Source organism: Moraxella lacunata, assembly GCF_900453205.1.
GTDB lineage: Bacteria > Pseudomonadota > Gammaproteobacteria > Pseudomonadales > Moraxellaceae > Moraxella > Moraxella lacunata_B.
On sequence record NZ_UGQU01000002.1, the window covers coordinates 196,874 to 210,073 of the forward strand.

The window sequence follows — 13,200 nt, forward strand, 5'->3', positions numbered from 1 at the left end:
AAATTACAACCTATCAAATTCGCCCTGTTTTAAATGGGCGATGAGCTTATCTAGGGCTTGCCCACGATGGCTAATGGCATTTTTTTCGCTCTTTTCTAATTGTGCCGAAGTTTTATTAAGCTCTGGCAGCCAAAATAAGGGGTCATAACCAAAGCCATGCTCGCCCATCAGCTCTTTTAAAATCTGCCCACGCCACAATCCTTGGGCAATCATCGGCAACGGGTCATCGGCATGGCGAACAAGTGCCAACACACAGACAAAAAATGCATCCACCATTTCGCCTTTTTCAAAAAAGGGCTGTAATTTGGCAAGTAGTGTTTGATTATTCGCCCCATCATCGCCTTTTTCGCCCATATCATTTAAACTGGCATATCGTGCCGAATAAATCCCCGGGAAATTGCCAAGCACGGGCACGCACAGCCCACTATCGTCTGCTAGGGCAGGCAAACCGCTTGCAGAACTTGCGTGCCTTGCCTTGATAATGGCGTTTTCTATAAAGGACAATCCTGTTTCGTCAGCGTCTGTGATACCAAGCTCGCCTTGGGGAACGATACTAACGCCCAAATTTGCCTTATCAAATAGGGATTGAAATTCGGCAAGTTTGCCTTGGTTGTTGCTTGCTAGGATAAGTTTTTTCATAAAATTAAGCCTGAGTCTAGATGTCTTATTTTATCATAACATCAATAAAATTAATCAAATCTTAACTTTTGTATTTTTGGTTTGACTTTGGTATAATTTGTGTACAAAAAATAAGTCTTATTCTCATGACTTTTATTCAACACCATATAAGGACACAACATGTCACTGCCCCCAAATGAGTCTTTTGCCAACGATATTTATCACACCCCTTTTGATACACCCCCTACCCTACCCCCTGCCCAACCTGATGAGCCGTATCAATACGACTTTTATTTTTATGGAACAGGGACGGAGTATTTTAAGATTTGGATTGTCAATTTACTGCTCACGATTATCACGCTTGGGATTTATTCGCCGTGGGCAAAGGTTCGCCGTCTGCGGTATTTTTATGGCAACACCGAGCTAAACGATGAGCCATTTGACTTTACTGCCAACCCCAAGCGGATTTTGCTTGGGCGACTCATCGCTCTTGGGGTGTATGTTGTCATTAGTGTCTTGGGGCAATTCTCGCCCATGGTAGCAGCAGCGGGCGGTCTTTTAATCATAGCTTTGTTTCCGTGGCTTGTACGTTCTACATTACGCTTTCGGGCAAGAAACAGCCAATATAAAAATGTCCGCTTTGCCTTTGTAGGCAGTCTGCTTGCCGCTTATGTGTTGTTTGGCTTGGTTATTTTTGCCAATCTGCTCATCACTGGGGTGGGTTATGTTGCTGTAAATGCACAGATGGTAGGCACTGGTGCAAGCATATTTTTGATTGGCTTTGCTCTGCTTGCTCCATTTGCATGGCGACTGTTTAAGAGTTATCAGTTTGACAACACCCAATTTGGCGAGATGGCATTTGAGTGGCACGCCAGCATGCTTGATGTGTACAAGGCGGTGTTGATACCGATTGGGATTGCTATCCTTGCCTCTATTGGTGGTGTGGTCATGATAGGTCTTGGGGCAGTGATTGGGTCGGATTTTGGTGTGGGAGTTGTAGTGCTTGCCGTGATTGGTATGTACCTTATGATGCTACTTATCGTACCGCTCACCCAAGCCTGTCTGCACAAGGTCGTGTGGGGCAATTTGACCATTGGCGAGAGTGAGTTTGTGCTAAATGAGTTTAGCATTTTTAGATTTGCTTTTATTCAATTTACCAACTTTTTGCTGATTGGCTTGACACTTGGGCTATTTACCCCGTGGGCAGCAGTGCGACTTCATCGCTATAAGACCGAGACGCTGTCTTTGGTAAGTTATGAGAATTTTGATGAGATTATCACACCCCAAATGGTAGAAGAATCCGCTTTGGGTGAAGAGATTGCCGATGTGTTTGATATTGACGTGTCATGGTAGATTGTCATGAGTACACGCCTAATCATCGTACGCTATTTTGATGGCAAAACAAGCAAAGCCCATACCGCCCATATCCGCCCAAGCACAAGCCCTGATAGCTTTGTACTAGAAGGCGACGGCTTTGGCGGAGTGTATCGGACTGCCAATTGTGAATTTGTGCCGAGCGTGGGACGGTCGGCAGGGGTGCTTGCCTTTGGTAGCGGTGAGCGGATTGAGCTGATTGGCGGCGTGCCTGATTGGCTTGAACTGCACAACAAACGCCTATTTCAAAAAATCTCCATCATGGAGAGCAGTTTTGGGTGGATTTTGGTAAGCTTGGTCGCTGTTGTTATTTTTATGGCAGGCGTACTCAAATTTGGCGTGCCATTGGCATCGCACCACATCGCCCACTCCCTACCCCCTGATGTCTTGATGGAAGTCGGACAAAAGGCAGAAGAGCACGTCATGGAGCTGACCAAACCAAGCAAGCTGCCACAGGCTCGCCAAGATGAAATCGTCGCTCTGTATAACAAGCTAGATGGCAACCCCAAAGCCAAAGTGCTGGTGCGTGGGGGCGGAGTCATCGGGGCAAATGCTCTTGCCATACCGAGTAACACCATCGTCATCACGGACGAGCTCATTAAGCTTAGTGGGGATGACAACGAAATCCTAGCCGTGCTTGCCCATGAGCAGGGGCATTTGGTGCATCGTCATAGCTTAGAGCAGGCGATTAGCAGTATTGGTGTGGGGGTGCTGGTCATCGTCATCACAGGCGATGCGTCTGATTTGATACTCGCCCTACCCACCATGCTCGCCGCCGCCCAATACTCCCAAGATGCGGAGATGGAAGCAGATAAATTTGCCATCGATGAGCTAAAACGCCTTGGCATATCGCCCATGCACCTTGCCAACTTCTTTGAAAAAATGAAAAAAGGGTATTGTTAATTGAGTATACTTTTCTAGAAAGCCGTTCGTGGTGAGCTTGTCGAACCATAACGGTTTTCCTAGACTTCGACAAGCTCAGTCCGAACGGAAAACCTTAAAATCTATCTTTATTTAACAATACCGAAAAAAGAACATGGCGATGGTCAAGGACATTGGTCGGTACTGTCCACGCACCCCAAGACGGATAAGCGGATTGAGCAGGTTAAGAAGCATAGTGAATAGGACATGACTGTCATAATGTCGCAAAAACCGCCTTTGGGCGGTTTTTGTTTAGGCATGATACCCTTTGGGATTTTGACTTTGCCAACGCCATGTATCCACGCACATACGCTCGATGTCGTACTCCGCCGTCCAGCCAAGCAAATTTTTGGCTTTATCGCTACTGGCATAGCAAGTGGCAATGTCTCCTGCTCGTCTTGGGGCAATCACATAAGGCACCGCTTTCCCTGTGGTGCGGATAAAGGCATTGACCAGTTGTAGTACGCTTGTGCCGTTGCCTGTGCCTAGGTTAATCGGCTCAAAGCCAAAAGCCGTCTCACACCCTGCGATATAATCCAGTGCCGACACATGACCCTTTGCCAAATCCACCACATGAATATAATCACGCACGCCTGTGCCGTCCACCGTGTCATAATCATCGCCAAATACGGATAGTTTTTCTAATTTACCCACCGCCACTTGGCTGATATAAGGCATAAGGTTGTTAGGAATGTCGCTTGGGTCTTCGCCAATCGTCCCTGATGCGTCCGCCCCAATGGGGTTAAAGTAACGCAGAGAGATAATGTTCCACACTTGGCTGTCCTGCACGGATTTTGCCAAATCTTCTAGGATGTATTCCACCGTAAGCTTGGACTGCCCATAAGGATTGGTGCATGAGCGTTTGGCGGTCTCAGTAATGGGCAACACTTCAGGGTCGCCATAAACCGTCGCTGATGACGAGAAGATAAAGTTGGTTACGCCTTTATCTTTCATAACTTCTAGTAGGTTTAGCGTGCCTGTTACGTTGTTTTGGTAGTATTTAAGCGGTTTTGCCACGCTCTCACCCACCGCTTTTAGCCCTGCAAAATGAATCACGCCGAAAAAATCATGCTCATCAAACACTCGCTCCAAATGATCCTTATCTAGCACATCGCCTTTGATAAATGCTATCTCTGTACCGACAATCTTTTGTACACGCTCAATCGCCACAGGGCTAGAATTGGACAAATTATCATACACCACAGGCTCAAAACCCGCCTTAATCAGCTCAATCAACGTATGCGAACCGATATAGCCCGCTCCGCCTGTTACGAGGATTTTTTTCATAGGATTCTCACTTATTTTTGCGACCAATGCCAATATAATCACTGGTCAACATTTTAATCTCATCATCACTTAAAATATTTTTGGCATCAAATATCGGCACATTGTATTTATTTAATTCATAAACATCAGGCGGTGTTAATCCTGACCAATTAATGATAAATAAACTGTCTTTTTCATTTAATTCATAAGGATTATGAGTGATTGAAAATAAGGCTTGATTTTCATACATCTTTTGTAATTCAATCGTGGTATTATTGGTATAAACCACCGTTTTTATATCATACGACCACAACAATTTTAATAATGGATGAATGGCACTATTGGTACTAAGCCCTGCCCCAATGCGATAGCCTGCCCCCCATATCATCACGGTTTTATTTTCTATAAAGCCATTAAAATATCGCCAAAACTTTCTAAAAATCAGCTCTTTTTGGTCAGCATTGACATCAATCACGGCATTTAATACATCCGATTTGACGTTTTGATTATCAAATTGATTTTTTAATAAAGTCAGTTCATTGGGCAAGGTCTTTCCGCCAAACCCCCAACCTGCTCCCAAATACGCCGAACCAATACGACTGTCCGACCCCATAATCCGCTCAATGTGCTTAATATTGACATTTTCTTTATCGGCAAGGCGTGTCATTTCGTTCATAAACGACAAGCGAGTGGCAAGCATTGCCATAATCGCACTGCGAGCAAATTCTATGGTTTTAATGGTGTCAATTTGACATTTTTTGGCTTGGGATTTGATAAAAGAAACAATCTCACAATTTGCCACGCTATTTGCTGTTTTTTCGCCAATCAATACCAAATCCGATTGATAAAAACTACTAAAATTCGCCCCGTCTTTCATAAAAATAAACGGCAAATAATACACCCATTTGCTAATCATCTCATTGGCAATTTGTTCCATTTTGCCAATATTATCTATACCGCTTAGGATAATTTGACTGTGCGGATTGTCTTGGGTTTTGGTAAATAACGCCAATTCGTCATCGCTCATGTCATCAATAAATAGCCAGATTAAACTGCCTTGTGATTGTTTAATAAAATCAAGTGTATCATCACGGCTATTTTTATGATGATGAATGATTTTATTTTCATTGACATACAGCGACCATAAGGCATTAATTTGACGGTCAAAATGATAATTAAACAATGTCTCATCAATGGCATTTTTAATACTTAATAAATGCACTTTTTTATTTAAACTGGCAAGCAAAATCCCTGCATTAATCGCTTCATGATTTGCTCCAATGATATAGACCGCATTGTGTGTTTTCATTATCATTTACCGTAATTTTTTATTAAAATTTACCCTTAATTTTATTTAATAGCGTATTGGTTGATGAATCAAACGCCCCTACGCTTTTTTTGTCGCACAACACATCATAGACCTGATTTGCCATGACTTTGCCCACTTCCACACCCCATTGGTCAAACGGGTTGATATCCCAAATCACACTCATCACATAGACTTTATGCTCATATAGGGCGATGAGCGAGCCAAGCGTTTTTGGCGTTAGGCTGTCAAGTAAAAGCGTTGTGGACGGCTGATTACCACGATATTGTTTAAATTTGGCAAAATCATCGTCATTTTTTTGTAATTCATCAGGCAAGGCGTGATTGCCAAATGCCAACACCTGCGACTGGGCAAGGCAATTTGACAAGGAAAGCTCGTGCTGTTCGGACAAATGGGCATTGGCAGTTTGGTGCTGATGATAGCGATGAATGGGCGTGATAAAGTCGCAAGAGACCCGCTGTGTGCCTTGATGAAGGAGCTGATAAAAGGCGTGCTGGGCATTAGAACCAATGTCGCCCCACAAAATCGGACAAGTGTCATAGCCGACCTGCCGACCGTCTCTGGCGACCGATTTGCCGTTGGATTCCATTTCAAGCTGGGTTAGATAGTTGGGAAAATGCGACAATCTGCCGTCATAAGGTAACACGGTATGGGCGTTAATCCCCAAAAACGTGCTGTTCCACACACCCAACAGCCCAAGCAAAACGGGCATATTTTGGGCAAAATCGGCTGTGGCAAAATGCCTGTCCATGTTGTTCGCCCCTGCCAGTAACTCATAAAAGCCGTCCATGCCGATTTTTATGGCAATAGCAAGACCGATGACTGACCACATACTAAACCGACCGCCAACCCAGTCCCACAGTAGCAGTTGGTTGTTTTCATGAATACCCCACTCGCTCATCTTGTCAGGGCGTGTAGAAATGCCGATAAAATGACGGCGTAAAATCGTGGGCTTATTGTCGTGGGCAGACAACAGCCAGCCCAAGGCAGTTTTGGCGTTGGAGAGCGTGTCTATCGTGCCAAATGATTTTGATGAAATGATAAATAGCGTGGTTTGGGGGTTTAGCACTTTTAACAGACTGTCAAGCTGAGTACCATCCATGTTGGAAACAAAATGCACCCGAATGGACGTATCCGCCCACTCTGACAAGGCGGTGGTCGCCATTAGAGGTCCTAAATCCGAACCGCCCACACCGATATTTACCACGTCTGTCATGGCGTGCCCTGCATAGCCACGCCACACGCCTGTGCGGATACGGCTGACAATGGTCTCGGCTTTGGCAAGGCTGTCATGGACTTGGGTATTTACGTCCGTGCCGTCCACGATGAGAGTCTCGCCCTTTGGCAGACGTAAAGCGGTGTGTAAGGCAGGGCGGTTTTCGGTGTCGTTGATTTTTTGCCCTGTTAATAAGTCATTGATTTTATTGGATAATTGACAATCGTCCGCCAAGCTCAATAACGCTGATAAAATCTCATCGTCAATCGCTTGCTTACTAAAATCCATGTATATATCACAAGCATTGGCGGTAAATTTTTCGCCACGAGCAGGGTCGGATTTAAATAAGGTGTTTAAATCGGGGAGCGTGGCGGTGTGGGATTGTAGAGTTTGCCAAGTCTGTGAGCCTGTTGTATTTAACATCATTTTATCCTATAATATTGCCGTGAGCTAGAGGTCGGTTATCCTGTGCATCAAATTTATTTGATACAGCCCGCCTTAGACAAAGACCAAAAGCCAGCATTGGAAACAATGTTGGCTCTTACTTTTTTAATGTCCATATAGTTGTTGCTCGGCAAAATACATAAACGCACGCATATAGCTTGCCATATCGCCTGCATCAAAGCTATCGCCCACCATTGTCGCCACATCCACGCCCTTTGTGCCGATGAGCGCATCAATGGCATCGGTCAGCTGAATCTCTCCGCCCACGCTTAGGACGGTTTTGGCAAGATAATCAAAAATGGCATTGTCAAACACATACCGCCCCACCACCGCCAAGTTTGACGGAGCGTTTTCGGGTTTTGGTTTTTCCACAAAGCCTGTTACGGCAAAACTTTTATTTTCGCTTGATTTTTCAAGGGTTTGGGCGTTTTTCAATTTGGCAATGCCGTATTTGTCAATGTCTGATACCGCCACAGGGTCTACAAGGATTTGACTACGCCCAGTCCTCCCAAATTCACTTAGCATAAACGCCAAATTTTGTGTAGTATAATCGGTCTTAAATGGGTCTAGCACCACATCAGGGAGCAGCACGGCAAAAGGATTGTCGCCCACCACCGCTCGCCCCTGTAAGACAGCGTGTCCAAGTCCCAAAGGTTTGCCTTGACGAACACTGATAATCCGCACATCATCGGGCAAAAAGTTAAGACTGTCCGCCAATTTGTCTTTGCCTTTTGAGCGAAGCTGGGTGTCAAGCTCGCTGTTAATGTCAAAATAGTTTTCAATGGCAGACTTTTGGGCGTGATTGACAAGAACGATATTTTTGATGCCTGCTTTGACCGCTTCTTCCACCACATAGGCAATGGACGGACGACTACCAAGTGGTAGCAGCTCTTTTGGTACAGCTTTTGATAATGGCAACATACGAGTGCCAAAGCCGGCGGTGGGGATAATGGCGTGGGTGATGTGTCTGGTCATTAAATAGCCTTATCAGTTTTATGATACTTTAAATTATAGCGAATATCATCTATATCCACAACCAAAGAATGGGGGATCTCAAATATTTTTTGGATTGTTTGCTCTTGAATGTCAGGCATTTTTAAAGGTTGTTTTTTTGTCAAACAATCAATGTGCCATAATTGCCAATTTTCCCAATAGTCCAGCCGTGTTAATGCCGATTGTCGGTTATGTACGCCAAATTTATTCGAATTCATCAAAGAATCCTTATGATGACTGGCAAAAGTTAAAGGCTGTTTAATAGGTAATATTTTATCATCGCCATAATACAACTTTAATCTCGCCCAAAATTCACTATCTGCACCTGTTCTGGCAATATGCCAAAGCCCAATTTCATTTTGGATTTTTTGACGGCGAAATAAGGGCGATGCAGGATTTTGCCTCAAAAAAGGATAATATTGCCTTGCATAAAAATTACCATTATTATCTATTCTAAGCCAATAAGAAGTTGTAGCAACTAAATGTTCATTTTTTAATAATGGTTCAACTTGAATGGCGATTTTTTGGGGATGAGCAAAATCATCAGCATCTTGACAAGTTAAAAATTCGCCAGTAGCATACATTACTCCAATACTTTTGGCAACAAAAGTCCCAGTATTTCTTGACAAATCAATCCATCTAATGCGACCATCTTGTCTTGCCAAAGCTTGAATGATGCTTAATGTATCATCATCACTATGATCATTGATGATGATAATTTCTAAATTGGCGTAAGTTTGATTTAATAGGCTTTGAATACAAGTTTTAATGGTGTTTTGGGCATTATAAGCTGTAATAATCACACTCACTTTTGATGAATGCTCTTGTGTTTTATCAATATTGGACGATAAGCAATTAACACAAAAACAATCATTGTTTAAAGATAATGATAATAACTGATATTCTGATAAAATATGATTAAGTTGAGTGATTTTCTTATCATTGGTATTTAAATAAATATTGGCATGTAAGCATTGCTTATCAATCGTATCAAAATGTTTAAAAAATTCACCACATTCTGATTCAAAGTCTTCTAAAATATTATTATCATTAGCATACGATAATGCCAATCCCAAATAATATTGATCACTAAGCCATTCTCTATGATTTAAAAAATATTCTACAAAAATTTTAGGATATAAATAAAAAGCTTCCTTGATAAATTCTTTGTGATATTTTTTTAAATCATCATTGGATAGTATTTGCCAAATCTCTATTTGCAAATATTCATCAGAAATAACAAAACGTTTTAATTGAGCAATTTTTTTGGTAATGAATGATTTTTTTGTTTGAATAATGGGTGTATTATTTAAAACTGTTTGATAAAGTCCTGATTGCATCGCTTGCCATATATTGTTGAGCAAACGATAGCGGATTAATGTTGGAAATTTAGCCAAATATTCATTATTATTTTTATTTTTCATTTTTTTCCAAAATTTTCCAAGAATTTTTTCACACTACCAATATTGCTTAGCTCTCTTATAAAGTCAAATGATTTTTTAGGATCATAAGATGAAATATTTAAATCATTAATAATTTTATCAACTACCAAACTATATGTTTTTGCACTAAAATTCTCCAAAAAATATTGATATTGTATTGTTGAATTTTGTGTTGTATTATCTTGCTGCAAATAATCTTTTAAATATTTAACTAAATTTTCTTGATTGACAAAATAAATATTAGGAGTAGGTATTAAATGTTTTGTTGCAGGTGTTTTTTGCAAAAAAATAGTCAAACCCATTGCCATAGCGTCAATCAATTTTGCAGGTAGTTGGTATTTTGCTATCTCACTAGACTCATCTTGCATCAAAACACACACATCTCCCATTGCTACAATGTTCTTTGCTTGGTCATACGGTTGATTGGGTAAGAACATATATCTGACATTATCAATCGCCAATAATTCTTCTTTTAATGCCAACTCTGGAAAATCCCCAACAATCAAAAAAAGCAATTCTTGATGACCAATCTGAGAAATTACTTTTGCTGTCTCCAAAAGTCCTTTATGGCGTTTTGGTGTACCAAAAAATAGTATGACCTTATCTGTCTGACTAATACCATATTTTTCTCTGCTTTTGGCTTTTAGTGATGGGTTGGGATAAAATATTTTTTCATTTCTAATATGTGGAATAACAATTCCCCCATATTTATCTTGCAAAGCAGGATTTGAAACTGTAATCACATCAAAAATATCATATAGTGAAACAGAATAATTTGTCCAATAATCATCTTTAACATTATTAGAATATTCAAAATTAGATTTTTTCTCTTTTAAAAAAGATAATTCCTCATCATCAATATCCAATATTATTTTTGCCCCCCAAATATGGCGGTATAGTATTCCTAAAATAATGTTAGTAATTCTAGGTTTTGACAAATGCACAACATTGTATGGGTTTTTAATAACAAAATCAACTGCTTTTGGCAACAAATCATCAATCTTAGATTGATTGACTTCAAAAAAATTATAAATAATCTGACTATCATTTAATGGTTGCCAAACTTTTTTATGATTCTTCTTATTATTTTGAATCATGCACCCAATCAAATCAACATCATACTGTGTATATTGATACAAATTAAATAAAGTCGTTGCCCGACCAACAGCATTATGAGAAAAATCCCAAGATGAGACAGCGATTTTTGACGGCATACTATCAGATATATTGCCCAATAATAATTGCTCTACACCAGAATTATATTCACCACCAAAATATAAATAATGCAAATAATGCTGATATGCCATTTTGAAATCATCTACTTCAATATGCTTTTTAACTTCCTTCAAAGGAAACAAAATAGACATCATCTTATTAATTAATACCATATCAACCTTTTATTAATTGTCGCCACCAAAAATATCTCTGGTATAAACCTTATTATCAATTTCTGCCAACTCATCACTTTTGCGATTGGCAACGATAATATCGGACTTTGATTTAAAATCAGCCAATTCTTTAATGACAGGACAACCAAAATATTCGTTTTCAGATAAATTTGGTTCATAAATAATGATTTGCACTCCTTCGGCTCGCAAATGTTTAATCACATCAAAAATCGCCGAATCCCTAAAATTATCTGAACCAGATTTCATAATCAATCGGTAAATACCCACTACTTTTGGCTCTTTTGCCAAAATATCATCAGCAATAAAACGCTTGCGGGTTTGATTGGATGATACAACTGCTTGGATAAGATTTTGTGGAATATTTTGATAATTGGCTAATAATTGCTGAGTATCTTTTGGAAGACAATAACCACCATAACCAAAAGATGGGTTGTTATAATAATCGCCAATTCTTGGATCTAGGCATACACCCTTAATAATTGCTTGTGTATCCAAATTATGTACAGATGCATAAGTGTCAAGTTCATTAAAATAAGCAACCCTAAGTGCTAAATAAGTGTTGGCAAATAATTTAATTGCTTCAGCTTCTGTATTGTTAGTAAACAATACATCAATATCTTTCTTGATGGCACAACTAGCTAGTAAACTGGCAAATGTTTCTGCTTGTTCACTTTTTTCTCCAACAATAATGCGAGATGGATATAGATTATCATATAGCGCTTTACCTTCTCGCAAAAACTCTGGCGAAAAAATAATATTATTCACACCCAATCTTTTTTTAATACTCTCGGTAAATCCAACTGGTATGGTGGATTTGATAATTATTGTCGCAGTTTTATTGACCAACAATATGTCATCAATGACTTCTTCAACACTAGAAGTGTCAAAAAAATTAGTTTTTGGATCATAATTGGTCGGCGTGGCAATGATAATAAAATCCGCATTTTGATAGGCTAAATTTTTATCGGTTGTTGCTGTTAAATTTAATGACTTACTTGATAAAAATTCAGCGATTTCTTTATCCTCAATTGGAGACTGACGATTATTGATTTTATCTACTTTATTTTTATCAATATCCAAGGCAATGACGGAATATTTTTGCGATAATAATACCGCATTAGATAAACCAACATAGCCTGTGCCTGTAATTGTGATGTTCTTCATTTAAAATCTCAATAATATTAAACATTATAGTAGGAACGATACCAATCAACAAACTTCTCAATACCCTCATAAATATTTGTCTTGGGTTGATAATTAATATCCTCTATTAAATCAGATACATCTGCGTAGGTAGCCAAAACATCCCCCGCTTGCATTGGTAAAAATTCTTTTTTAGCCTCTATACCAAATGACTTTTCCAATGCCTGTATATAATCCATCAACTCAACTGGCTGACTATTGCCAATATTATACACTCTCCAAGGAGCAAAACTACTTCCACTATCAGGAGATAGTCCACTCCAATTAAGATTGGGTTGAGCTGGCTTAAATAAGACCTGAACGATACCTTCAACAATATCATCTATATATGTAAAATCTCTCTGGTGATTACCATAATTATAAACTTGCAATGGGACACCCTTAATTATTGCATCAGCAAATTTAAAAGGGGACATATCTGGTCTACCCCAAGGTCCATAAACGGTAAAGAACCTTAACCCTGTTGTAGGTAAGTCATACAAATGGCTATAAGTATGTGCCATCAATTCATTTGATTTTTTTGTGGCAGCATATAAACTTAAGGGGTGGTCAACATTATCATGTATAGAAAATGGCATGGTTTTATTTGCGCCATAAACACTAGAACTGCTAGCGTATACTAAATGTTCGATTGAATGATGTCTACAACATTCTAAGATGTGAGCAAAGCCAACCAAATTACTTTCTATATAAGATAATGGATTATCAATAGAATAACGCACCCCTGCTTGAGCTGCTAAATGAACTACTGAGGTAATTTTATGTTTTTCAAAACATTTCTCTAAATCTTTTTGATTTGCAATATTAATTCTGTAATGAATGTAATTCTCATGATTGATAAAGCGATTCAATCTATCTTCTTTTAGTTTTGGATCGTAATAGTCATTATGATTATCAACCCCAACAACTTTCTCCCCTCGACCCAAAAGGCTTAACACAACCTCTGAGCCAATAAAGCCAGCTGAACCTGTTACCAATATACTCATA

Annotated in this window: 12 protein-coding genes; 2 read left to right on the plus strand and 10 right to left on the minus strand. The window is 39.7% G+C overall.

The annotated features are described in order from the left end of the window. Positions 1–3: 3 nt before the first annotated feature. Positions 4–639, minus strand: coding sequence for an RdgB/HAM1 family non-canonical purine NTP pyrophosphatase (gene rdgB / locus DX073_RS06375; RefSeq protein ID WP_115006719.1), 636 nt, complete (start codon positions 637–639; stop codon positions 4–6). A 159-nt stretch (positions 640–798) separates the two neighbouring features. Between rdgB and DX073_RS06380 the strand changes: the two genes are divergently transcribed. Continuing rightward, positions 799–1,971: a YjgN family protein gene (locus DX073_RS06380; protein ID WP_115006720.1), complete on the plus strand. Its 1,173-nt coding sequence runs from the start codon at positions 799–801 to the stop codon at positions 1,969–1,971. A 6-nt stretch (positions 1,972–1,977) separates the two neighbouring features. Beyond that, the gene (locus DX073_RS06385; RefSeq protein ID WP_115006721.1) at positions 1,978–2,895 is read left to right on the plus strand and encodes a M48 family metallopeptidase; all 918 of its coding nucleotides are present in this window, start codon (positions 1,978–1,980) and stop codon (positions 2,893–2,895) included. 143 nt (positions 2,896–3,038) lie between these two features. On the opposite strand, the gene DX073_RS14690 is transcribed toward DX073_RS06385, so the two are convergent. The 9 genes from DX073_RS14690 to DX073_RS06425 form a co-directional block, all read right to left on the minus strand. Continuing rightward, positions 3,039–3,173, minus strand: coding sequence for a hypothetical protein (locus tag DX073_RS14690; RefSeq protein WP_258556893.1), 135 nt, complete (start codon positions 3,171–3,173; stop codon positions 3,039–3,041). Next, entirely contained in the window at positions 3,166–4,200 is a 1,035-nt protein-coding gene (galE, locus tag DX073_RS06390; RefSeq protein WP_115006722.1) for a UDP-glucose 4-epimerase GalE, read from the minus strand. The genes DX073_RS14690 and galE overlap by 8 nt, the downstream gene beginning before the upstream one ends. A gap of 7 nt (positions 4,201–4,207) precedes the next feature. Continuing rightward, complete coding sequence (locus DX073_RS06395; RefSeq protein WP_115006723.1) at positions 4,208–5,488, minus strand: UDP-glucose 6-dehydrogenase; 1,281 nt, start codon at positions 5,486–5,488, stop codon at positions 4,208–4,210. A gap of 22 nt (positions 5,489–5,510) precedes the next feature. Beyond that, the gene (gene pgi, locus DX073_RS06400; RefSeq protein WP_220186721.1) at positions 5,511–7,145 is read right to left on the minus strand and encodes a glucose-6-phosphate isomerase; all 1,635 of its coding nucleotides are present in this window, start codon (positions 7,143–7,145) and stop codon (positions 5,511–5,513) included. 126 nt (positions 7,146–7,271) lie between these two features. Continuing rightward, positions 7,272–8,141 carry a UTP--glucose-1-phosphate uridylyltransferase gene (locus tag DX073_RS06405; protein WP_115006725.1) on the minus strand — a complete coding sequence of 290 codons (870 nt, stop codon included), beginning with the start codon at positions 8,139–8,141 and terminating at the stop codon, positions 7,272–7,274. Then, entirely contained in the window at positions 8,141–9,583 is a 1,443-nt protein-coding gene (locus DX073_RS06410) for a glycosyltransferase family 2 protein (protein WP_115006727.1), read from the minus strand. Before DX073_RS06410 ends, DX073_RS06405 begins: the two co-directional genes overlap by 1 nt. Then, entirely contained in the window at positions 9,580–10,989 is a 1,410-nt protein-coding gene (locus DX073_RS06415; protein WP_115006729.1) for a glycosyltransferase, read from the minus strand. The genes DX073_RS06410 and DX073_RS06415 overlap by 4 nt, the downstream gene beginning before the upstream one ends. Before the next feature lie 12 nt (positions 10,990–11,001). Next, a complete protein-coding gene (locus tag DX073_RS06420; protein WP_115006731.1) occupies positions 11,002–12,174 on the minus strand; it encodes a nucleotide sugar dehydrogenase in 1,173 nt (390 codons plus the stop codon). Positions 12,175–12,191: 17 nt separating this feature from the next. Continuing rightward, on the minus strand, positions 12,192–13,199 hold the full coding sequence (locus tag DX073_RS06425) for an NAD-dependent epimerase (RefSeq protein WP_115006733.1): 1,008 nt from the start codon (positions 13,197–13,199) through the stop codon (positions 12,192–12,194). Position 13,200 lies beyond the last annotated feature (1 nt).

Coding starts and splice junctions, on each gene's coding strand:
- rdgB (WP_115006719.1), bottom strand. CDS start 639: ATGAAAAAACTTATCCTAGCAAGCAACAACCAAGGCAAACTTGCCGAA.
- DX073_RS06380 (WP_115006720.1), top strand. CDS start 799: ATGTCACTGCCCCCAAATGAGTCTTTTGCCAACGATATTTATCACACC.
- DX073_RS06385 (WP_115006721.1), top strand. CDS start 1,978: ATGAGTACACGCCTAATCATCGTACGCTATTTTGATGGCAAAACAAGC.
- DX073_RS14690 (WP_258556893.1), bottom strand. CDS start 3,173: ATGCCTAAACAAAAACCGCCCAAAGGCGGTTTTTGCGACATTATGACA.
- galE (WP_115006722.1), bottom strand. CDS start 4,200: ATGAAAAAAATCCTCGTAACAGGCGGAGCGGGCTATATCGGTTCGCAT.
- DX073_RS06395 (WP_115006723.1), bottom strand. CDS start 5,488: ATGAAAACACACAATGCGGTCTATATCATTGGAGCAAATCATGAAGCG.
- pgi (WP_220186721.1), bottom strand. CDS start 7,145: ATGTTAAATACAACAGGCTCACAGACTTGGCAAACTCTACAATCCCAC.
- DX073_RS06405 (WP_115006725.1), bottom strand. CDS start 8,141: ATGACCAGACACATCACCCACGCCATTATCCCCACCGCCGGCTTTGGC.
- DX073_RS06410 (WP_115006727.1), bottom strand. CDS start 9,583: ATGAAAAATAAAAATAATAATGAATATTTGGCTAAATTTCCAACATTA.
- DX073_RS06415 (WP_115006729.1), bottom strand. CDS start 10,989: ATGGTATTAATTAATAAGATGATGTCTATTTTGTTTCCTTTGAAGGAA.
- DX073_RS06420 (WP_115006731.1), bottom strand. CDS start 12,174: ATGAAGAACATCACAATTACAGGCACAGGCTATGTTGGTTTATCTAAT.
- DX073_RS06425 (WP_115006733.1), bottom strand. CDS start 13,199: ATGAGTATATTGGTAACAGGTTCAGCTGGCTTTATTGGCTCAGAGGTT.